This window comes from Longirhabdus pacifica (assembly GCF_004115085.1).
In the GTDB taxonomy this organism is placed as follows: Bacteria; Bacillota; Bacilli; order Paenibacillales; family DSM-105158; genus Longirhabdus; species Longirhabdus pacifica.
In genome coordinates, this window is sequence record NZ_QXJP01000031.1 from 1 (window position 1) to 21,209 (window position 21,209).

The 21,209-nt window shown below is 37.0% G+C and carries 25 protein-coding genes; 3 read left to right on the top strand and 22 right to left on the bottom strand.

The window, feature by feature from the left end; genetic code table 11:
• From D1Z92_RS16055 to D1Z92_RS16090, 8 genes are all read right to left on the bottom strand, one after another.
• Positions 1 to 285: S-layer homology domain-containing protein (locus tag D1Z92_RS16055; RefSeq protein ID WP_164931671.1), on the bottom strand; the 285-nt coding region annotated here is incomplete at its 3' end.
• A gap of 393 nt (positions 286 to 678) precedes the next feature.
• Positions 679 to 1,512 carry a hypothetical protein gene (locus D1Z92_RS16060; RefSeq protein ID WP_128896700.1) on the bottom strand — a complete coding sequence of 278 codons (834 nt, stop codon included), beginning with the start codon at positions 1,510 to 1,512 and terminating at the stop codon, positions 679 to 681.
• Positions 1,488 to 2,201, bottom strand: a complete 714-nt coding sequence (locus D1Z92_RS16065) for a glycosyltransferase family 2 protein (RefSeq protein ID WP_128896701.1) — start codon at positions 2,199 to 2,201, stop codon at positions 1,488 to 1,490. The genes D1Z92_RS16060 and D1Z92_RS16065 overlap by 25 nt, the downstream gene beginning before the upstream one ends.
• A complete protein-coding gene (locus D1Z92_RS16070; protein WP_164931672.1) occupies positions 2,143 to 2,727 on the bottom strand; it encodes a copper transporter in 585 nt (194 codons plus the stop codon). Before D1Z92_RS16070 ends, D1Z92_RS16065 begins: the two co-directional genes overlap by 59 nt.
• 44 nt (positions 2,728 to 2,771) lie before the next feature.
• On the bottom strand, positions 2,772 to 3,899 hold the full coding sequence (gene steA, locus D1Z92_RS16075) for a putative cytokinetic ring protein SteA (protein WP_128896703.1): 1,128 nt from the start codon (positions 3,897 to 3,899) through the stop codon (positions 2,772 to 2,774).
• A 159-nt stretch (positions 3,900 to 4,058) separates the two neighbouring features.
• Positions 4,059 to 4,421: a cupredoxin domain-containing protein gene (locus D1Z92_RS16080; RefSeq protein ID WP_128896704.1), complete on the bottom strand. Its 363-nt coding sequence runs from the start codon at positions 4,419 to 4,421 to the stop codon at positions 4,059 to 4,061.
• Positions 4,422 to 4,532: 111 nt separating this feature from the next.
• Positions 4,533 to 5,339 (bottom strand): DUF817 domain-containing protein, encoded by an 807-nt coding sequence (locus D1Z92_RS16085; RefSeq protein WP_240666784.1) that lies wholly within the window; start codon positions 5,337 to 5,339, stop codon positions 4,533 to 4,535.
• A complete protein-coding gene (locus D1Z92_RS16090; RefSeq protein ID WP_128896706.1) occupies positions 5,336 to 5,815 on the bottom strand; it encodes a hypothetical protein in 480 nt (159 codons plus the stop codon). The genes D1Z92_RS16085 and D1Z92_RS16090 overlap by 4 nt, the downstream gene beginning before the upstream one ends.
• A 193-nt stretch (positions 5,816 to 6,008) precedes the next feature.
• Between D1Z92_RS16090 and D1Z92_RS16095 the strand changes: the two genes are divergently transcribed.
• Together D1Z92_RS16095 and D1Z92_RS17400 are read left to right on the top strand one after the other, a co-directional pair.
• Positions 6,009 to 6,320, top strand: a complete 312-nt coding sequence (locus D1Z92_RS16095) for a hypothetical protein (RefSeq protein ID WP_128896707.1) — start codon at positions 6,009 to 6,011, stop codon at positions 6,318 to 6,320.
• Between the two features lie 20 nt (positions 6,321 to 6,340).
• Positions 6,341 to 6,487 carry a hypothetical protein gene (locus tag D1Z92_RS17400; protein WP_164931673.1) on the top strand — a complete coding sequence of 49 codons (147 nt, stop codon included), beginning with the start codon at positions 6,341 to 6,343 and terminating at the stop codon, positions 6,485 to 6,487.
• An 83-nt stretch (positions 6,488 to 6,570) separates the two neighbouring features.
• Here D1Z92_RS17400 and spo0A read toward each other — a convergent pair whose 3' ends face one another.
• Complete coding sequence (gene spo0A, locus D1Z92_RS16100; protein ID WP_128896708.1) at positions 6,571 to 7,362, bottom strand: sporulation transcription factor Spo0A; 792 nt, start codon at positions 7,360 to 7,362, stop codon at positions 6,571 to 6,573.
• Between the two features lie 477 nt (positions 7,363 to 7,839).
• On the opposite strand from spo0A, the gene D1Z92_RS17405 reads away from it, so the two are divergent.
• Positions 7,840 to 8,007 carry a hypothetical protein gene (locus D1Z92_RS17405; protein ID WP_164931674.1) on the top strand — a complete coding sequence of 56 codons (168 nt, stop codon included), beginning with the start codon at positions 7,840 to 7,842 and terminating at the stop codon, positions 8,005 to 8,007.
• Between the two features lie 656 nt (positions 8,008 to 8,663).
• Here D1Z92_RS17405 and spoIVB read toward each other — a convergent pair.
• From spoIVB to D1Z92_RS16165, 13 genes are all read right to left on the bottom strand, one after another.
• The gene (gene spoIVB, locus D1Z92_RS16105) at positions 8,664 to 9,806 is read right to left on the bottom strand and encodes a SpoIVB peptidase (protein ID WP_240666785.1); all 1,143 of its coding nucleotides are present in this window, start codon (positions 9,804 to 9,806) and stop codon (positions 8,664 to 8,666) included.
• A gap of 79 nt (positions 9,807 to 9,885) precedes the next feature.
• Positions 9,886 to 11,589, bottom strand: a complete 1,704-nt coding sequence (recN, locus tag D1Z92_RS16110) for a DNA repair protein RecN (RefSeq protein ID WP_128896709.1) — start codon at positions 11,587 to 11,589, stop codon at positions 9,886 to 9,888.
• Between the two features lie 87 nt (positions 11,590 to 11,676).
• Positions 11,677 to 12,129, bottom strand: a complete 453-nt coding sequence (gene ahrC / locus D1Z92_RS16115; protein ID WP_128896710.1) for a transcriptional regulator AhrC/ArgR — start codon at positions 12,127 to 12,129, stop codon at positions 11,677 to 11,679.
• A 21-nt stretch (positions 12,130 to 12,150) separates the two neighbouring features.
• Complete coding sequence (locus D1Z92_RS16120; protein WP_128896711.1) at positions 12,151 to 12,624, bottom strand: hypothetical protein; 474 nt, start codon at positions 12,622 to 12,624, stop codon at positions 12,151 to 12,153.
• Between the two features lie 88 nt (positions 12,625 to 12,712).
• A complete protein-coding gene (locus D1Z92_RS16125) occupies positions 12,713 to 13,549 on the bottom strand; it encodes a TlyA family RNA methyltransferase (RefSeq protein ID WP_128896712.1) in 837 nt (278 codons plus the stop codon).
• Between the two features lie 16 nt (positions 13,550 to 13,565).
• Positions 13,566 to 15,464, bottom strand: a complete 1,899-nt coding sequence (dxs, locus tag D1Z92_RS16130) for a 1-deoxy-D-xylulose-5-phosphate synthase (protein WP_128896713.1) — start codon at positions 15,462 to 15,464, stop codon at positions 13,566 to 13,568.
• The gene (locus D1Z92_RS16135) at positions 15,451 to 16,059 is read right to left on the bottom strand and encodes a hypothetical protein (protein WP_128896714.1); all 609 of its coding nucleotides are present in this window, start codon (positions 16,057 to 16,059) and stop codon (positions 15,451 to 15,453) included. The genes dxs and D1Z92_RS16135 overlap by 14 nt, the downstream gene beginning before the upstream one ends.
• 825 nt (positions 16,060 to 16,884) lie before the next feature.
• The gene (locus D1Z92_RS16140) at positions 16,885 to 17,778 is read right to left on the bottom strand and encodes a polyprenyl synthetase family protein (RefSeq protein WP_128896715.1); all 894 of its coding nucleotides are present in this window, start codon (positions 17,776 to 17,778) and stop codon (positions 16,885 to 16,887) included.
• A gap of 10 nt (positions 17,779 to 17,788) precedes the next feature.
• Complete coding sequence (gene xseB / locus D1Z92_RS16145; RefSeq protein WP_128896716.1) at positions 17,789 to 18,031, bottom strand: exodeoxyribonuclease VII small subunit; 243 nt, start codon at positions 18,029 to 18,031, stop codon at positions 17,789 to 17,791.
• Entirely contained in the window at positions 18,018 to 19,388 is a 1,371-nt protein-coding gene (gene xseA, locus D1Z92_RS16150) for an exodeoxyribonuclease VII large subunit (protein ID WP_128896717.1), read from the bottom strand. The genes xseB and xseA overlap by 14 nt, the downstream gene beginning before the upstream one ends.
• A gap of 5 nt (positions 19,389 to 19,393) precedes the next feature.
• Entirely contained in the window at positions 19,394 to 20,242 is an 849-nt protein-coding gene (locus D1Z92_RS16155; protein ID WP_128896718.1) for a bifunctional 5,10-methylenetetrahydrofolate dehydrogenase/5,10-methenyltetrahydrofolate cyclohydrolase, read from the bottom strand.
• A 33-nt stretch (positions 20,243 to 20,275) separates the two neighbouring features.
• A complete protein-coding gene (nusB, locus tag D1Z92_RS16160; RefSeq protein WP_128896719.1) occupies positions 20,276 to 20,719 on the bottom strand; it encodes a transcription antitermination factor NusB in 444 nt (147 codons plus the stop codon).
• Positions 20,720 to 20,960: 241 nt separating this feature from the next.
• The gene (locus D1Z92_RS16165; protein WP_128896720.1) at positions 20,961 to 21,200 is read right to left on the bottom strand and encodes a DUF2273 domain-containing protein; all 240 of its coding nucleotides are present in this window, start codon (positions 21,198 to 21,200) and stop codon (positions 20,961 to 20,963) included.
• Positions 21,201 to 21,209: the final 9 nt, after the last annotated feature.

Here is a 21,209-nt window from a genome sequence, read left to right on the forward strand (position 1 = left end):
AGTAGAAGGCACATCGTCAAAACCATCAAAGTCCACCACCTCTTCATTTACAGCTGTAGCTCTTGCTATAACAGAGGCGAATTCTGCTCTCGTAATGTTATCATCAGGTCTAAATGTATTGTCTGGATAGCCAGATATGTATCCATCGTTCACCGCTTGTAGTATTTTTTGCTCCGCCCAGTGACCTTCAATATCTGTAAAAGAAGTGGTTGCTTGTACAGATAGCACTGAAAGTGGAATAACAAATAATAGACTTAATATCAAACCTAGTAGTGTTTTTTTCATCGTTCTTTCCTCCTATAGTGCATCCTTCATGATATCATTACATTCATCTATGTGATTTGTTTGTTATTATGTTCTTCCTCTTTTTTCAACATACCATCCTATTATACAATATAATTGGATAAATAAGTTTCATTTTATTCCAAAAATCTACATATTACAACTTTTTTATTGGAATGATGAACAATCTTGCATATAGTATTTTTCACACCGTATAAACTTGCATCCTATCATCTCATCACTTTATATGGATAGTATTTTAAGTCTATTTGTTTTTAAAAATAAAAAGAGATCAGACAGAGTTTTGCTTTACTCTTTCTGATCTCCCTTTTTCATTACTTTTCTCATTTCCCTTCTCATCTGCACCTTGTAAATATCCCTTTTTGTCATACCCATCTACTTATTTGAAGTACGCACTCTCCCTAACTGATCAAACCAACGTAAAATTGCAACTTTTTCTATCCAATAACTAATGGCACTTCGTTCTGCGATAAGGTGTATTCCTATTAAGCATATCAGCCAACTACACTGTATCCAAAGTGAAGTATGCAACGACATGATGCCAATGGTAAATCCTAATAGATTAGCACCTGAATCTCCAATCATCATTTTTTCGCCAATATCTTTCGGGAATAGTACCATCGTGCCTACTAGCATCGCTATCACCCACGGTTCAAACCATAATACAGGCTCCAATAGGATGAAGACAAAAAATAAAAGGTGAAAATATTTAATTGTTCTACCGGGTCTTACATCCAACAAGTTATATGTATTCGTGTTGAGCAACAGGGTGCTGACAGCGATATAAAAAGCCGCTCCACTCCAACCTACTATATACAAAGCTACCACGATGGAAGCTACCGTTGTCGCGCCTATTTTGATCAGACCTGTTGTCATTTTTTTATGATGCAGCCAATAATAAAAATGCCCTTTTAAACCTTTTACTAGTGTATTACCAACGATGTCATCGAGCCAGCCACTTGCAAATACAATACTCATACACACGTAGATGACAATATTAGAAGGGGAGCCGGGTGACTGGATAAGCGTAAACAAAAAAAGCATCACCCATAAAAATATGCCCATGCTTTGAGGAATTTGCTTATTTCTATAATTTTTTGTAGTGAACGCATTGTGAAGTAAAAATAAATACGTTTTAAAATACAGAAAAATAATGCTGATAAGCAACAGCATACTTTTCCATATTACTGCCGCGGAGAGTATTTCCATCTATTTACTAGCACCTTTCCTACGTCTAATAATTGTTTTCCTCTATGCATAAAACCGCTCCATGTTTTTCCTGTTTCATGATGTGAGAAAGGTACACGTACTTCACAAATTTTATACCCGTGTCTTGCTACGTCGATGGTCAACCCAACTTCAATACCAAACCTATCACTTAATCCTCCAATTTCTTCTAGCACTTCTCTGCGAATGGCACGTTGCCCTGACAAAGCTGCTTTTGTTTTAAATCCACCCATTTTGGAAGCCCCTTGATTGGCAATCGTTTTTAAGATGCCGAAACCTCTCTTCTTAGCTGGTGGGAATACAGCAATACTCATATCTGCAGTATGTTGAATGATGGGTTCAACTAGCAGATCTGCATACACACCACTCTTTCCTAGATCCGCATCTAAGAACATAAGAATATCTCCTGATGCTGCTTTGATTCCGGTTGTTAATGCTGCACCTTTTCCTAAATTGGTGGAATGTCTTATCACTTTATCTGCCCAAATGATCGCCACACGCCGAGTGTAGTCCGTACTGCCATCATCAACTACGATAATCTCCAACGTATGATGTTGAAATTTCGAATTTAATAAATAAATGGATTCCAATGTTGTGCCTAACGTTTCTTCTTCATTCCATGCTGGGATAATAATTGAAATCAACGACTTTGGCTTCTGTAAGGGGTTCATCTTCTTTTTCCTCCAATAATTTTGATAAAAAAATCATGAATTGCGCCATTTCCTCTGGTGTGTCCCAAGGCTTTTCAGTGCCTAATCGAACGATAGTGCTTAACTGCGTTGGGTCTTCCATGTGAGATAAAATCTCAAACTGGTCGTCATTTACGATCAACACATCGATGTCTGAATCAGAAGAAGGATCAAGTTCACTCCAATTCACCCATTTCACACCAAACAAACTAGTTAACTCGCCTAATAGTTCATCATATGATTTATTTTGCGAACTGACATAGGCTATTGTCTTATTTTTCAAACCGTACTCCAACTGTCTATTGACATTTTGTAGTATGTCCATTTTGTACGTGACGGACTTATTTATTTCAAGTTGCTGTTCATATTTATCAAGTAATTTATCAAAAATAGCTTGTTCGGTTACATCCATCCATGTTGATCCAAATGTTCCGCCAATAAAAATCCCGATACTGAGTGCCAGAAATAACGCAACAATGGTAAGAAAGTGGTATCTTGGACTTATCAACGAAGCACCTCCAATGTTTACGGACTTAAAATACACATTCAGTATTACTTCACTACAATAGAAAACGTACTAATAATTTGCTTGAAAGCAGGATGTATGAGTGCAAGTGCAGCAAGGGGCAACATACCAGCCCCAATTACCGTAGCAACATTAATCCACTTCATAGAGCGCTGATACAACATCCCTACTCCTTTAGCATCAATTAATTTATTTCCAATTTTCATTCTTACTAGCAGGGTACTTGCCATCCCTTTACGTCCTTTTTCCAAAAAGTCGATCATATGCGTATGCGAACCTAGCGTGACTATCCATTCCGCTCCTTTTTCGTAAGCCAGCATCATCGCCGCATCTTCACTCGTTCCGATACTTTTTAACACATGTGCGTTTAACCCGAGTTGTCTAGTCCGAATTAATCCAGGGCTGGTCCCATTCACATAGGCATGGACAATGATTTCCGCGTTGCTCCTCAATGCATCATCAGAAATACTGTCCATATCGCCGATAATGATATGTGGTTGGAATCCACACGAAAGCAACGCATCTGCTCCCCCATCTACACCAATGAGTACCGGTTTTTCATCATGAATGTAATTTCGAATTGCATTCAAATCCTCTTTATATCCGCTACCCCGCGTCACAATAACGACGTGTTTTTTGTTCATTTGCACTTTTATTTCTGGTATATCCCAATCTTCTAATACAACTTCTTTTTCCTTTTGTGCATACTGTAATGTATTATCAATAAATGATGCTAAACTTCGCTTTAAGTTTTTTTGTGATCGTTGTAAACACTCACGGTATTTAACCTCATCAAATTTTTTATACGGTATGGACAAAGAAGGACATTGTATGTGAGTGGATGAAATAAAAACATTTGCACCATCCGTCACCAAATCAAAATAATATGCCTCTATTTCAAGCAATGGAATGTTGGCCTCCAGCAGCAATCTTGCACCACCTGCTGGATACGTGCCACTCATCGTTTCACTTGCATTAATGACAGTATGAACGCCACTTTCGATTAATCCTAATGCTGCTATTTCATCCATATCTTCATGCGTGATTAAAGCAATATTTCCAGGTTGTATCTCTTGCAACAACTGCTTTGTTTTTTTGCCTTTTCGCAACGTTTTTTTTATATTTGCAGGTTGTTTATCTAAAAATAGCCTCATGTACATGCTGCCCTTCCGTATTGTTTCGAAAAGCTTCATTCATGCTATATCGCTTACATATATTATGGTTTGTAATATAGAAAATTATTACTCACGCAAAAAAACTGCTGTCTCTTCGACAGCAGTCTGTTTACGTTATTTCAAAATTTAATTATTATGTTATAAAACGACGATGGTGGAAACCATGTCAAGATGTCCTGTTCCGCAAGTCAATGAACATCTGATTGTATATTCTTGTCCTGACTCAAAAGTAAAGTTAACACCTTCATTTTGCGTTACGTTAACTTCTGTTCCATCAATAGAAAATTCATGAATGCCACTTTTATTTTCTAATAACAATACTTTTTCACCAGCTTCAATTTCATACACTTCTTGATCAAACGCAAAATTTTCCATCACAAAAAGAACTTCATTTTCTGCTAATGGTACTTCTTCTTCCACTTTTTCAATAGAAGTGATGGAAAACACGACTGCCATCGCACTTGCAATAACAAATAAACTCAGCATGGCATACTTGTGCATATTACAACCCCCATTAAAAGATATCATCTATGTCATACATACATCATTTTAGATTATTTTTCCGTCTTTATGGGTATACAGTAAAAAGAAAATGTGACATTTCCGTTAACATTATGATCTGTATACTGTTGGTTTATCCTTTTTCAAATATAATATATTTTTATTTTTCTTGATTTTCAATTGCGCAACAATCATAAAGCTAACTACGATCAACAAAAACCACGAACTAATTTTACTAACATGTACAATGTCCCATGTCTGTTCTTGGTTTGGATAAGACCAAGCACCAAAAAAAGTACTTATATTTTCAGCTATCCATATGAAAAAACCGATAAGTAAGAAAGATAACAAGATATGCATACGATATACACTGTTCTGAATCTGAAACGTAACGCTAGATCTAAAAAATACAATTAGCAAACATAACGTCAGCCACCATCTGAAATCAGGAATGTAATGATGACTAAAAAAATTAATATAAATCATTGCTCCTAGTGGAATCACAACCTTATTACTAGGCCATTGTATTAATTGCACTTGCAGTCTTCGCCACGCTTGACACAAATAGCTCGCAACACTAGCATACATAAAGCCACTATACAGTGGCACACCAAAAACTTTGCTCCAAGCTTCCTCTGGGTAAGACCAAGAACCCATATGTACTTTATATACTTCCAACAAAAAACCAATCACATGAAAGACACTAATGACCTTCAATTCATCGATAGTTTCTAACTTACTCCATACCATGATAACTTGAGTTACGATACAAATAACCAAAATAAAGTCATAGCGAAATAAATATGAAGAGTTTACTACATGACTGACAGCTAAAGTAATAAAAATAATGACTGGAAAAATGCATGATAAAGCTTGATGATAACCAAACCAAAACAAATGATGTATATATTTTTTCAAAAAATGCCCCATCCATTCTGCAATATAAAAATAAATATTAAACTTAGCGTATACAGTGTATGGATTTTCCAAATAAATGTCAACACTTTTAATTGTTTTGCTTTTCTCTCCGTTAGCTTTAAGCTAGCGAAGTGGCTCTTAGCAACATTCTCATAAATAGCCTCTTCATTAAGTGACGCTACTCTGTCTCCATATATTTTAGCCGTGGTATTTTGGCTATCAGGCTCCATTATAAATTGTTCTGCACTATAACGATTATTTCTTTCCAAACGTTGTTTGCTTGCTGTGATATCAAATGTATGAATAATAAAATAAATTAACCCAGTAAATTGAATCAAAGATAAAATAAGCACCATGTCATTATAAACTTCAAATTTCATTACAATCATAAAGTAGAAAACGAAAGAAAACACAATGGATGATAATGTTAAACATAACGTGACCATTTCGTAAAATCGCACTTTTTGCGTTAACATATGTAACGACCTTAATAGAAACTGTAGTTTCAGATTATCATTCATAGCAACATCGTTACTTTGTAACGACTTCCTCCTTTTGTTCTCACTGTTTCCATGCAACAGTAAGTAATCATTTTTGAAAGGAATAAACCTTTACATTATATCACAAGCTAAATATGTAAAAAAAGCTGTAGAAGGGGGCGGCACTACGTTGACAGAACAAGGACAACATCAACAAAAGTTACAGCATGCATTAGAAATATGTGAGCATTCCATTCAAGAAGGTCAACAAGCAGAACAATTTTTACATGAAGCGTTTACTACTTCAGACCCAAAAATGCAGCATAGTGCAAAAGATAAAGTAAAACATGCTAAACATAGTATTGAAAAAGCGCAAGAAACATTACAACAATCCATTGATGAACAACAGCAGCAACAAGTGAAGAGCATGATGGATTCGTTACAGCAAGTTCATGACAACTTGAACGAGCTTAACGCGGAACTACCTAAACAAATTAGATAGTGAAGAAAGGAAATAGAAAAATGCCAAATGTAAAAAACACTAGAACAAGTAAAGTAGTCGATGATCCCTATCTTGCTGAAGAACAAAAAACAAAAGAAATGCTTGAGAATAATAAAAAACACAGCAGTCAAAATTCAAAAAGCAACAGCGCAATCCCTTATAAATGAAGATGCTAAAATATTTCACACAAAAAAAACAGAAAGCAAAAATAGTACGCCATTCTTATTGTTGAATGGCGTACACTATATTTCTAGGATACTTTATGCTCTATTCTAAGCTTATCCGCAACCATAGCGATAAACTCACTATTCGTCGGTTTAGATTTACTAATATTTACTGTATAACCGAATAAATGACTAATAGAATCAATATTCCCTCTCGTCCAAGCAACTTCAATCGCGTGTCGTATCGCTCTCTCGACTCTACTTGCCGTTGTTTTATATTTTTCTGCAATAGCAGGGTACAGCGTTTTCGTTATAGCACCTAAAATTTCAATATTGTTATACACCATCGTAATCGCATCACGTAAATATTGATACCCTTTAATATGAGCTGGCACTCCAATTTCATGAATGATGCTCGTAATATTAGCATCTAAATTTTTACCCTTCAACATCGGAATCACATTTTTCACACCTGTTACCTGCGAAACAGGCTCGTTACCTTGACTCACCAGTTGCCTTACACGATTAATTAACACTTCCATGTCGAATGGTTTTAAAATGTAATAAGAAGCGCCTAATTGTACTGCTTTTTGTGTAATATTTTCCTGACCAAACGCCGTCAACATAATAATTTTAGGCTGCTTACTTAAATTCATTTCTCGTAATTTTTCTAAAACTCCAAGTCCATCTAAATGAGGCATAATTATATCTAAAATTAACACATCAGGAATTCGACCTTCCTCCACATGCGTTAAAACCTCATCACCATTATAAGCTACCCCAATAACCTCCATACCTTGCTGGTCCGTAATATACTCTGTTAAAAGGCTTGTAAACTCACGATTATCATCTGCTAAGAGTACTTGTATATTTTCCACGTAAAATCCTCCTTTTTGAAATGTACAATTCCATTAATAAGAAAGATTCGACACAGATGAATAAATCCCTTCTGTCGAAACAATTTTTTTAGATTTTTTTTAGAATAATGAAAATTATGAAAAAATTATCATATTTCGACAAGACATATATAATTACTATGAATTAACATGTTTCAAGATCATTTATGCCATTTATGAAGTGTAAACTACTGGAACAACTTCAGTATGTATGCTTGTTCCTATGTCTACATGACCCATTACTAAATTACTGTTTACATGACCCCAGTACTCCAGTACTCCATTCTTAAAACTGAAAATAACATCATAAAGTCAGCTTTCCATAATGAATTCTAGATCATTCATATCAAGAAAGAAGATAAATATCATCGCAACATTTTTCCTAGAACGATGAACATATGGTTCATGTCATGTATATATTAAGATATATGACGAATGTCTACGCAAGGAGGAAAATACATGAACAGTAAGACAAAAAAAATAATGCATAAGAAAAAAGAAGAATCAAACAATAGAAAGTTAGCTTTGATCGGAGCTACATTTGGTTTATTAGCAGCTATTATTGGAATTGTTCTTGCTATTAGAGCAATACAAACAGGGGAAGATTTAGATTTAATAGTAATATAGACGTGCAGCCTAGCCTGTAGGCGCTAAAACTACCTCGCACTTGCACTTATCATCCAGAGAAGGGATTAGCGACTTAAGGCTTTTTGCACGTTACCTCAGCTGTAGCTTTTGGGGCAGGGTATTAAAACTGGAGCAACATCACTTCGGAAGCTAAACGGTGTTTTTCCAGTTTTCCTGACACTAAAGCGAAAGCGGACATGTTAAACTTCATTGCTAACGTGCAGCCTAGCCTGTAGGCGCTAAAACTACCTCGCACTTGCACTTATCATCCAGAGAAGAGATTAGCGACTTAAGGCTTTTTGCACGTTACCTCAGCTGTAGCTTTTGGGGCAGGGTACAGAAACTGGAGCAACATCACTTCGGAAGCTAAGCGGTGTTTTTCCAGTTTTCCTGACACTAAAGCGAAAGCGGACATATCAACCTTCATTGCTAACGTGCAGCCTAGCCTGTAGGCGCTAAACTACCTCGCACTTGCACTTATCATCCAGAGAAGAGATTAGCGACTTAAGGCTTTTTGCACGTCACCTCAGCTGTAGCTTTTGGGGCAGGGTACAGAAACTGGAGCAACATCACTTCGGAAGCTAAGCGGTGTTTTTCCAGTTTTCCTGACACTAAAGCGAAAGCGGACATATCAACCTTCATTGCTAACGTGCAGCCTAGCCTGTAGGCGCTAAACTCTTCTCCCCTATCCCTGCATCCTGTAACATCCATTCGATGAAACAACCGTATCCTGAAGCAGGATCATTGACTAATACATGCGTAACTGCACCAATTAACTTACCGTTTTGAATAATTGGGCTTCCACTCATCCCTTGAACAATGCCACCTGTTTCCTTCAGTAATTTTTCATCAGTGATTTTAATAATCATACCTTTTGTTGCTGGTTTGTTTTGTTTGGAAACGTGTAAAATTTCAATGTCGTATTGTTCTACTTTGTTTCCTTTCACCACAGTAAAAATCTTAGCAGGTCCTTTTTCAACCTCATCAGATAGACCTACTGGTATTGCTTTTTGATTAAAGCCATACTGAGGAAATTCGTTCATTTTTCCAAAGATCCCGAACTTCGTATTACTTTCAATATTGCCTAATACTTTACTCTCTTTGAAAAAATGAGCTCGTTTCTCACCTGGTATTCCACTTCTACTCTTCGCTATAGAAGTAACATTTGAATGCATAATCTGACCTTGTTTCACACGAATAGGTACTTGTGTGTCCATATCTGTGATGACGTGTCCCAGGGCCCCGTATACTTTTTGCTCAGGAGCATAAAATGTTAACGTACCTACTCCCGCTGCTGAATTTCGAATATAAATACCAAGTCGATACGTCTGATCTTCAATATCAAATACAGGCTTTACCACTTTGTTTAACGAAGTTTTATTTCGAAGTACCGTAATGTTTAATGATTGCTTACCTTTACCAGCTTTCTCTACCCAATCAGATAATTGTGATGCCGAATCAACTGGTTTGTCGTTGATTTTAATAATGGTATCTCCTAATTTTAGGTTTGCTTCTTTTCCCGGAGACAATTTAACACTTTCACTTTTTTTAACTAAATGATGACCTACTACGAGGATACCTTGAGCTTTCATTTTCACACCAATCGTTTGACCACCTGGAATAACTTTGAGTTTAGATAAATCATGAGATGATACCTGTTGAAAAACAGCTGCAGTCTTGTTTTCAGTATGATTTGAATCTGGAGAGAACCATGCTAAGGATGGTATAGGTACACTAATTTGCAGTAACAACATGATTAAAACAAGAAGACTTATTTTGGTATTAGATCGTTGATGCAAAACCTTCACGCCCCTTTAGTTTCATCACCAATGCGAGCCCCGCGTTGCGTACTTATAACATATCCTCAGCGTATCTTTTTTAAACCTGTAAATGATTCCTCGACTGCTTTTTTTCTTCTGCTAATTCAAGCATCTCTCGGGCGTGTTCTTCCGTTGTAGCAGTCACTTCTACTCCTCCCAGCATTCTTGCCAATTCAGTAATTTTCCCATTCTGTCTTAAATGTTCTACATTTGTAAACGTTCGCTGTTCTTGTATTTGTTTTTGAATCAAATAATGCTGATCTGCCATACATGCAACCTGAGGTAAATGCGTAATCGAAAATACTTGAAACTGAGTAGAAAGCGCAGATAATTTATCTGCAATGGCTTGTGCAGCTCTTCCACTTACTCCTGTATCCACTTCGTCAAATATAAGAACGGGAACTTGATCAATACTGGAAAAAGCAGTTTTCATAGCCAGCATAATTCTAGAAATTTCACCGCCAGAAGCTATTTTTTGTAAGGGCCTTAGCGGTTCCCCAGGATTTGCAGAGATGAGAAATTGAATTTGATCTTGCCCATTTTCATTTAAATGTTGTTCGCTACTTACCATATGTACTTCAAATTTTGTTTTCCCCATATGAAGATCTTCAAGATGTGCCATCACCTTTTGCGCCAGTTCATTGGCAACCATTTTTCTGCTATGTGTTAATTCATTTGCTTTATAGAGAAGCTCTTCTTTTTGTTTTTGGATTTCATTTTCCAATGACTCGAGCTGCTCATCTTTATGCTCCATGTCCTGAAATTCTGCTTTTATTTTATTGTAGTAAGTTAACACTTCAGAAATAGAACTTCCATATTTTTTTTGTAACGTATGAATGAGATTCAAACGACTTTCCACTTCATTTAATCTTTCTGGATCATGAACAATATGATGTTGATAATCACGAAGAGACATGGATGCATCTTCCAACATATAAGATATGGATTTTATTTGTTCGTATATAGCATCTAATCCACTTTTATCGACATCGACTAGCTGTTCTAATTCAAAAAGGACTGTTTGTACTGCATCCATGGAATCGTTTTGCACTTTATGATAAGCCGTAGAAATTCCATTCATTAATTTTTCTGCATTACCTAGTTTTTGCCTTTCTTCCTTTAAACATTCCTCTTCGTCTTCTATAAGTTGTGCATTTTCAATTTCTTCGATTTGAAAACGATACAAATCCATCATTTGTAGCATGCGTTGACTGTCTTCTTGGATGGATTGCAATTTTTTTACATTTTGATGATAAGAACGATACAAAAGAGCATAATTTCTTTTTGAAAGTGTAAAATCTTCTCCTGCGAATTGATCTAACCAATGTAGATGTTTTTCCACATCAAACAAGGATTGATGCTCATGTTGCCCATGTATGTTGATTAAGTGTTGTCCTACTTTTTTCAAAGTCGTTAAATTAACGAGTTGTCCGTTCACTCTACACATGCTTTTGCCATTGCTTGTAATGGTTCTTCGTATAATTAATTGTTCTTGCTGATCTCTTTGCAGCCCACTTTCTTCTAACTGATCCCAGACAGCATGAGATAGCGGCATTTGGAACAAACATTCTATTTCTGCTTTATCACTGCCAAAACGAATAAGATCTGTTGATGCTCTTCCTCCCGCTATTAAGCTCAAAGCATCAATGACCATCGATTTACCTGCTCCTGTTTCACCCGTTATGACATGAAATCCATTAAAAAATTGAACACGTAATGACTCAATTACAGCTAAATTTCGAATTGTGCATTCCACTAACATTATACTCACCACACTATTTACAGTAATATCAATAATATTTATTATCAATGAGAATTCATATCATCATAAACAATAAACCGATTAAAGTTACGCAGTTAGGAAACCGTTTATTTTCGTTACTATCTGCTCGCTTTGTTCTTCTGAACGGCAAATAATGAGTATGGTATCGTCCCCAGCAATCGTACCCATAACCTGGCTCCATTCTAAATTGTCTAATAGCGCTGAAATTGCGTTTGCTGTTCCAGGCAAAGATTTAATAATAACAAAATGACTAGCACGATCGATATGAATGAAATTATCTACTAATGTTCTTTTCAATTTCTGCGTAGAGTTAATTCGTTGATCTATTGGCATAGAATATTTATACCTTCCATCATCAAGCGGAACTTTAATTAATTGAAGTTCTTTTATATCTCTTGATACAGTGGCTTGTGTGACATTATAATCTGCATCACGCAGCGATTCCACTAGTTCTTCTTGTGTTTCTATTTCGTTGTTTGTAATAATGTCTTTAATTTTTATGTGCCTTTGACCTTTCATCGTTACCACCTCAGCTATGTTTTATCGATCCATTTCAAATGTTAACTTTTTTATTTCATTTGCATTTATATTCACATGAAGTAAACCTGCCAACTTATGTTCATACAACATCCAATACAATAATAACCGATCTCTTACTGCACTGCCTGTCCATTCCATAGGATAGCGATGTTTCTCCACTTTGACAACATACAACAATCCGTCTTCATCGCGAGCAAAATAATCAATAAATACACGACTATATAGTGTACTTTTTTCCATCGCTTCTTGCACATTCATTTTCATCGATATTTTTTGCTTTCCACTGATGACCTCATATCCTGCTGCTTCTAATATATCTACTGCTTCTCCAGTTGGTGTTGATGTATTTTCAATCTCAAATGGAAGCTTCTGTTTTAGAGGTTCATCCATCCATCGACGAAAACGATGCACGATCCAAATGAAAGTTACAACCAAGAGGACAATCATGACATAAAAGTCCAAATTACTATACATGGACAGCACACCCCCATTACATAATAATTCTGCGGAGGGATGTTAAATCCTTCATGAAAGACATAAAGCTATAAGAAGAAAATGCAATTCAGCTCCATGCCTTGTCCACTACATCTTCGATGGTTTGCTCCATACTGTAAAAGAATGTTGAATCATCATTGGATTGGTCATCACTCTTATTATGTTCCACTTTCCAGTAAGCTAAAAATTCAATATTTCCTTCGCTGCCACGGATAGGTGAAAAAGTAAGTCCCTTTAAAGTAAATCCTAATTGGTGAGCAAAGGTAAGTGTTTTTACTAACACCTGTTTGTGCACTTTCTTATCTCTTACAACACCTGATTTCCCTATATTTTCTTTTCCTGCTTCAAACTGCGGCTTTATTAAAGCTACTATTTGTCCTTCTGTTTTCAATATTTTTTGCAATGGAGGTAAAATTAATTGCAAAGAAATAAAGGAAACATCAATCGTTGCAAATGTTGGCTGCATGCCTTTAATATCTTCTGGTTCTGTATGTCTGAAATTTGTTCTTTCCATCACGCAAACTTTTTCATTATTACGTAGTGACCAGTCTAATTGATTATAACCAACATCGATTGCATATACATATTTCGCACCGTGCTGCAGGGCACAATCGGTAAATCCACCTGTGGAAGCTCCGATGTCCATCATGACAACATCGGTCATGTCTAGATCAAAAGCATGTAATGCTTTCTCAAGTTTGAGTCCTCCACGACCTACATACGGATGAGGTGCTGCTTTTACAGACAACACAGAAGAGCGGGGAATTTTCATCCCCGCTTTCTCCACTTTTTCCTGATCTATTAATACTAAACCGGCCATTACTGCTGCTTTGGCTTTTTCCCTACTAGAGAAAAAGCCTTGTTCTACTAACAATACATCGATTCTTTCTTTATCTGCTGCCATCCATTGCCACCTTCGATTACGCTTGTTTTTGTTTTAAAGGAAACATCATTTTAATTTGATTCACTACATGATTGACGGTTAAGTCAACCTCATTTCGTTGCTCAGATATGCTACCGTGTTGGACGAAGCAATCGCTTATTCCCATATTCTTAACGTTTAACGATGTTATATTTTCATTAGCAAAAAACTCAAGGACTGCGCTACCAAATCCACCTGCTACTGCTGCTTCTTCTAACGTCAATATACTCATTTTGTCTTTGGCAAGTTGGAGCAGCATCTTCTCATCAAGTGGCTTAATATATCTTGCATTAATAATCTTAACGCGAATACCTTGTTTTATCAATTCTCCCGAAGCTTGCTCCGCAAGTTGTACCATTGGTCCGATAGCTAATATAGCTAATTCGTTCCCTTCTTGCACAACTTCCCATTCACCAATTGGAATAGATTGCAGTTGCTCATAATCATCTAACGGAACACCTAGTCCATTCATTCTTGGATACCTTATTGCGATAGGTCCATCATCATATTCGATAGCGGTTTTCATCATATGCCTTAGTTCATTTTCATTTTTAGGCATCATGAACACGATATTTGGAATATGTCTCAAGTAGGAAATATCATACACACCATGATGTGTTTCTCCATCTGCACCTACAAACCCAGCACGATCAATAGCCATAATAACATTGGCATTATGCCTACAAATATCATGTACAACTTGATCGTAAGCTCGTTGTAAGAAGGTGGAGTAAACCGCAAATACAGGCTTCATTCCTTCTAATGCTAGTGCTGCCGAGAAAGTAGCTGCATGCTGTTCTGCGATTCCTACATCAATCATTCTCTCAGGAAACTCTTCTGCAAATTTTAACAGTCCTGATCCACCTGGCATGGCTGGTGTAATGGCAAGCACACGATCATCATGCTTTGCAAATTCCATCAATGTATTTCCGAACACTTCTGTATATGTTGGGGGTTTTTTATTGACAGATTGTATGACCTTACCTGATTCGATTTTATAGGGGCTAATTCCATGCCACTTATGTGAATCCGCTTCAGCTGGTGAATAACCTTTCCCTTTAAGGGTAACGGCATGTATTAATACAGGACCATTAATGTTGCTCGCTTGTTTGAACGCATCGTTAATCTCGTCAAAGTTATGTCCATCAATAGGTCCCATATAAGTAAACCCTAGCTCTTCAAACCAAACACCAGATAAAATTAAATACTTCAAGCTATCTTTTAATTTTTCTGCTGATTTAGCAAGTTTACCACCGATAGCAGGAATTTTTTTCAGTAAATACTGAGCATCCTCTTTTGCTTTTAAGTAATGTTTATCTGCTCTTATCTTTTCTAAATATTTATGGATTGCACCTACATTTGGTGCAATAGACATTTCATTATCGTTAAGCAGAACTATCATTTTCCGTTGTTCATGACCTATGTGATTAAGCGCTTCCAATGCCATTCCACCGGTAAGTGCGCCATCACCAATCATAGCAACAACGGCGTGATCTTCTTTTTTCAAATCTCTAGCCATTGCCATTCCCATTGCGGCAGACAATGAAGTGCTGCTGTGTCCAGCTTCCCACACGTCATGTTCACTTTCAGTTCTTTTTACAAAGCCACACAGTCCATTGTATTTACGCAGAGTTTGAAAGCGATCTTTTCGACCGGTTAGTATTTTATGTACATAAGACTGATGTCCCACATCAAAAATAAATTTGGAACGTGGGCTGTCAAACATGTAATGCATAGCTATCGTAAGTTCTACTACACCTAGATTAGAAGCAAGATGCCCTCCAGTGACAGACAGTTGTTCCACTAAAAAAGATCTAATTTCAGCTGCTAGCTGTTCTAACTGTTCTACATTTAGTGACTTGAGATCATCTGGACAATGAATGTTATCGAGTAGCACCTTTTGTCCCCCGCTTTCCTTGGTTTGACTTTTTTTTATTTTTAAACACTGTTATGTGCAGTTTATGTTCCAGCAAATAAAATATTTTCCCTATAAATAACACAATCGTCTCAGCATAATGAATAGCAAAAGATTTACCAATTGCTTTACCACCAACGGTTAATGCGGAAACGAGTGATGTAAAACTCACGCTTAAAATTGTATAATTCAATGAATTGTAATCTTCCATCAGCTTTCCTACTACTAGTATAACCGCTGCACCACTTATAACTCCTGTCACGTCTCCAATAACATCATTAGAAATACTGGAAAAGCGATCAGCATTACGAATAATTTGAATACCTTGCTTCGATCCCTTTACTTTTTCAGCCGCCATAGCATGAAATGGTGTTTCTTTAGCAGCTGCCGAAGCTAATCCTATCATATCGAAAAAGATACCAATTAATATTAAAATAAGTACAACCACCATACCTAAAAACCATTCCACATCACTTAAAATGGCTGTGCTTGAAACAGAAAAAATTGCAGCTAATACGAAAGTTATTCCAGATATTAAAATACTCCATCGAATGGAGCTTATAAGTGAGAATTTCATATATTTAAACAGCCCACAATGGACAATCACCTTTCCATAGTAACGTCATAATGTAAAATTAAAATTGAAATGAGTGGCAACTTCATGAGTAAACACTGTGGCTTAGGTCCAGTAGGTTTTCCCAGACAAGACTCCTCTTCGTCGCCGAAAAGACGGTTTCCCTTTATGCTTGCCTTGACGTCGTCACCGATCATCAGACTAGATTACCACTTAGTCCACACTATAATCCTCATAATGTCTCATAAGAACAGTCTAGGAGTTTTCCTCAACAGTCTTAAATCCATTTTTTAGCCTCTTTTGCAAAGTAGGTTTCACATAGCATCCGGCAGTCACTCTTCTGGCCATAAAGAGAGACAACCTACACCATCTATGATCCTCCCTAAATTGCTCAAGGCAGGCTACGCTGCACACAAGTCGTTTTAGCAGATAAGTGCAGATGAGACTCGCAAAATACAGGTTCATACCCCAAGCCGTAGCTTTTCGCACGGTCACGCAAAAACCACGCACTTGGGCCTCCGCGGAAAAAGGGTCAACGCCCACATGCCGTTGTGGATCGCCCTTCAACCTTAACTCCCAGCATCAACCCCCGACTGGGCGTCAGAAGCCAACACCAGGAACTTCATCGATGTGCCCTTCGGCGAATTTTTAGGCCCGCCCTCAAAATGGTAGACTGACTAGAATACTGCGCCACTCTTTCGTGCCTATATTATATCATATATGTAAATGAAATCACAACGGAACATACTACTAACTATAAAGTTAAATTTAATTTTTTATACAACTCATTACTGCTAAGCTATATTTCACTGCTATGCAACATGAAAATTAGTAATCTCTCTTCACTAGAAAGTCAGCTAATTGTAATAACTTACTTGGGTCTTGAAACAAATCTGGCCTAAGCAGAGCTTTACCTTCATTCGTTAATTTTTCAATTCTATTTTGACATTCCTTCACACCTAGTAAAGAAACATATGTAATTTTGTTTTGATCTACATCGCTGTTTATTTTTTTACCGATCTTATTTTCATTGCCGATTACATCTAATACATCATCTAAAATCTGAAATGCAAGTCCTATTTTCATGCCGAAAGCTTGTAATGCTTCCATCTGCTCATCATTTGCTCCAGCGACATGACCTCCAGAACGAAGTGAAAAAGCAATAAGATCGCTTGTTTTGTGTTGATGTATATATTCTATATCTTCAATATTAGATACGTTCCCATCCATATCCGCTGCTTGTCCTCCCACCATACCAACAGGGCCAGTGGCATAAGACATATCCTCCATAATATTGCAGACCGTTGATGCAGATAGCAAAGAAACACGAGAAGTGTTTGCAACAATATAGAAAGCATGGGTAAGAAGCGCATCTCCAGCAAGAATAGCCATATCTTCACCGAACACTTTGTGATTTGTCAATTTTCCTCTACGATAGTCATCATCGTCCATTGCAGGGAGGTCGTCATGTATTAACGAATACGTATGTATCATTTCAATAGCGCAAGCAACGGGCATGACTTGCTCCATTTTTGCACCAAGCGCTTCACCCGCTGCCAAAGCTAGTACGGGTCTTATCCTCTTCCCTCCAGCTAGCAAAGAATAGAGCATAGCGTCTTTTAGCTTTGCTGGGGTTTGCAGTTGTTGTATGTATGCTGATAACTGTCTTTCTACTTGGTCCGCGTACTCTTTTATGTATAGATCAATTGCACCTTGCCCCATTGTATGTCCCCTATTCATTAGGCAACTCAAATGGTTTTTTCATCAACCCTTCATCTGTTTCCATTATGAGTTCCATTTTCTTTTCTACGTTTTCTAATTTGTCTGAGCATAATTTCGCTAATTTCATACCTTGCTGAAATAAATCAATCGCTTCTTCTAACGGGACATCTCCATCTTCTAATTGTGCCACGATTTTTTCCAATTTATCCATGGCTTGTTCAAATTTAATGTCGTTTGTTTCATTGTTGTCCATCTGTTCCGTCTCCTTCCATAGACCATACGTGACAATCCAATTGTCCGTCTAGCAATTTCACTTTCACCATATCACCTGGCTGGACTTGTTGAATAGATTTAATAATGTTATTATTTTTTTCCTCATATACAATACTAAATCCACGATCCATTACCTTGAGCGGACTAAGGGCATCTAGCTGTTTCATTGCAGTAACAAGTTGCTGTTTTTCATTTGTGAGCACCGCATTTATTTTACTATGTAGACGCTGCTTTAATAAATTCAGCTTTTCGGTACTTACACTTATTTTAACGTGAGGGCTTTGTTTAAGTATGTCATGTTCCATTTTCATTAATTTGGCATGCTTATGCTTCAACGTCGTTTCCATACTATGATGTAACTGCACCGTCATGCGATCTAATCTTTGCGTATGATTCAATAACAAGTTTTTCTGTGGATGAACAAAAAAAGGTGATCGCTGCATAGTACGTAAGCGATCTCGTGATTTTTGAATAGAAAAATAAAGCCCTTTATGAAGTCGCTTCAATAAATGATTGGTATGTTTCATCCACTCTTGCCTGTGAGGTACAGCTAGCTCTGCTGCTGCAGTTGGTGTGGCAGCACGCAAATCAGATACGAAGTCACTAATGGTGAAATCTGTCTCATGACCCACTGCCGAAATAATAGGAATATGAGATTGGAATATAGCTCTGGCAACAGTTTCCTCATTAAATGCCCACAATTCTTCTAAAGATCCCCCGCCTCTGCCCACGATGATGACATCTACTTCGCTGATCTCGTTCATTTTTTTTATAGCATGAGCGATGGAAGGAGCAGCCTGCACCCCTTGCACTTGAACAGGATAAAGTAGAACCGGAATAGATGGAAATCTTCTATGTAGCGTAATCATAATATCTCTTATTGCAGCTCCCGTGGGAGAAGTAATGACTCCAACACTTGTAGGCATGGAAGGAATGGCTTTTTTGGCTTCAGCCTTGAACAATCCTTCCCCATCCAGCTTCAGTTTCAATTGTTCAAACTGCATATGCAATGTACCCAGTCCTGCTGGCTGCATTTGGGTCACGTAAAACTGGTATTGTCCATCTCTTTCAAAGACAGATACGCTCCCTTTTGCTAATACGTTACTTCCCTCTTTGGGCATAAAGGACAATCTGCGATTATGTGAAGAAAACATAATACATCTGACTCTACTGGCCTTGTCTTTCAACGTAAAATACATGTGACCACTAGAATGATGTGTGAAATTAGATATTTCCCCTTCAATCCATACATTTTGCAGCATTGCATCTTGTTCTAATGCCGATTTTATATATTTAGTTAGGTCTTTAATAGACCAAACTTTTCTTTGTGCTTCCATTTATATCACACCTGAATGGTAGTATTCTCTATTCTTTGTTTTGCGGCTAGTACCGTGTTTTTCATTAGCATTGCTATGGTCATTGGACCTACTCCACCAGGTACTGGAGTAATATATGAAGCTACTTCTTTCACTTCTTCAAATTTCACATCACTTTTCGGAGAACCAACGTCAATAACCACTGCGCCAGGTTTAATGTGCTCTTTGCCTAATAAATCTGGTCTACCTGTTGCAGCAATAACAATGTCACCTTGACTAACGATTTCAGCTAAGTTACTCGTTTTGGAATGACACATCGTTACGGTAGCATGTTCTTCCAGCAGCAACAAGGATACTGGTTTACCTACAATATTACTTCTACCCACAACGACGGCATGTTTACCCGCTATTTCCATATTGTAATGCTTTAACAACGCAATGATGCCAGCTGGAGTACAAGGTAAAAAATAAGCGTCTCCGATCATTAAATTACCTACGTTGTATGGATGAAATCCATCCACATCTTTTTTTGCATCAATTGCAGATATAATGGCTTCTTCTTGAATATGTGCAGGTAGAGGCAATTGCACTAGAATACCATGAATGTTCTCGTCTTCATTTAATTGGTGAATCAATGCAACCAGTTCTTCTTGCGTGATATCTGCTGATTTCTCATGAACTGCAGAATGCATACCAAGTTCTTTGCATTTTTTAATTTTCATGCCTACATACAATTTAGAGGCAGGATTATCGCCCACAATAACGACAGCAAGCCCTGGTGTCACTCCCTGTTGTTTTAATGTTTCCATTTCGTTTTTAAGTTGACACAGTATTTCGTCTCGAACAGCTTTACCATCAATAATCTTTGCGGTCATTCCATTCCCACCCAACTTGTTATGATTCTTTTTTTATTTTTCTTCTTTTGTTATCCACAGTGATTTGTTTTCAACGACTTTACCAAGCACCCCATTCACGAACTTCCCAGAGTCCTCATCCCCGAAATGCTTAGCCAATTCTACTGCTTCATTTATCATAGCCTTCTCTGGTGTGTTTGCCACACATATTTCATATACGGCTAATCGAAGTACTTGCAAATCAACTTTCGATAAGCGTTCCATTTTCCAACCTTTTAAAAATCCTTTTAACATTTCATCGACTTGTTCTTTATATTTCGTTGTTCCGTAAACAATTTGAGAAATGAAGTCATATGCATTTTTATCGTGCTGCACATTTTCCTCCTCATCATGAATACTGTCCCAAACATTATCGATTACATTTGCGGCAGTTTCGTTGTTCATATCGATCTGATATAACATTTGCACTGCAATCTCTCTTGCCGCTCTTCGTTTCATACTTTTCCTCCTGACACTATTTAGGTTGACTGTATTCTACAATGCAACCTATTACCACTATCACATAACATAAAGTAATAACTACAACATGTAAAAACATCGAAATGGGTTCTATATTCCTTCGAAACAAAATAACATAATGTATCAACTTATATGTAATGTGTAATATGACCTATTTCAATTCAACATATCTATAGTATATGTTTTTATGCTGTAACACAATAATATGCTGTTAATTTTATTAACGAAACCCATTAAAACGGTCTGCAATCCATCCCACAACTTTATCGAAATGTAAAATTGGCTCTTTATTATCTATGTTTTTTCCAGCAAAAAAACATAACAATACAATGAGTACAAACAATAGGGTTTTCCAAAACCCAGCAAACAAATAAATGATTCCAAATATGATGCCCATTATCAAACCAATGGACTTACCCCTATGGTTGTCCCAAAGATCTCTAAACAGGTCTCTAAACATGTCTTCACT

Coding starts and splice junctions, on each gene's coding strand:
- D1Z92_RS16060 (WP_128896700.1), bottom strand. CDS start 1,512: ATGGAAATACTCTCCGCGGCAGTAATATGGAAAAGTATGCTGTTGCTT.
- D1Z92_RS16065 (WP_128896701.1), bottom strand. CDS start 2,201: ATGAACCCCTTACAGAAGCCAAAGTCGTTGATTTCAATTATTATCCCA.
- steA (WP_128896703.1), bottom strand. CDS start 3,899: ATGAGGCTATTTTTAGATAAACAACCTGCAAATATAAAAAAAACGTTG.
- D1Z92_RS16080 (WP_128896704.1), bottom strand. CDS start 4,421: ATGCACAAGTATGCCATGCTGAGTTTATTTGTTATTGCAAGTGCGATG.
- D1Z92_RS16090 (WP_128896706.1), bottom strand. CDS start 5,815: ATGTTAACGCAAAAAGTGCGATTTTACGAAATGGTCACGTTATGTTTA.
- D1Z92_RS17400 (WP_164931673.1), top strand. CDS start 6,341: ATGCCAAATGTAAAAAACACTAGAACAAGTAAAGTAGTCGATGATCCC.
- D1Z92_RS17405 (WP_164931674.1), top strand. CDS start 7,840: ATGAACAGTAAGACAAAAAAAATAATGCATAAGAAAAAAGAAGAATCA.
- recN (WP_128896709.1), bottom strand. CDS start 11,589: ATGTTAGTGGAATGCACAATTCGAAATTTAGCTGTAATTGAGTCATTA.
- ahrC (WP_128896710.1), bottom strand. CDS start 12,129: ATGAAAGGTCAAAGGCACATAAAAATTAAAGACATTATTACAAACAAC.
- D1Z92_RS16120 (WP_128896711.1), bottom strand. CDS start 12,624: ATGTATAGTAATTTGGACTTTTATGTCATGATTGTCCTCTTGGTTGTA.
- D1Z92_RS16125 (WP_128896712.1), bottom strand. CDS start 13,549: ATGGCAGCAGATAAAGAAAGAATCGATGTATTGTTAGTAGAACAAGGC.
- D1Z92_RS16135 (WP_128896714.1), bottom strand. CDS start 16,059: ATGAAATTCTCACTTATAAGCTCCATTCGATGGAGTATTTTAATATCT.
- D1Z92_RS16140 (WP_128896715.1), bottom strand. CDS start 17,778: ATGGGGCAAGGTGCAATTGATCTATACATAAAAGAGTACGCGGACCAA.
- xseB (WP_128896716.1), bottom strand. CDS start 18,031: ATGGACAACAATGAAACAAACGACATTAAATTTGAACAAGCCATGGAT.
- xseA (WP_128896717.1), bottom strand. CDS start 19,388: ATGGAAGCACAAAGAAAAGTTTGGTCTATTAAAGACCTAACTAAATAT.
- D1Z92_RS16155 (WP_128896718.1), bottom strand. CDS start 20,242: ATGACCGCAAAGATTATTGATGGTAAAGCTGTTCGAGACGAAATACTG.
- nusB (WP_128896719.1), bottom strand. CDS start 20,719: ATGAAACGAAGAGCGGCAAGAGAGATTGCAGTGCAAATGTTATATCAG.
- D1Z92_RS16165 (WP_128896720.1), bottom strand. CDS start 21,200: ATGTTTAGAGACCTGTTTAGAGATCTTTGGGACAACCATAGGGGTAAG.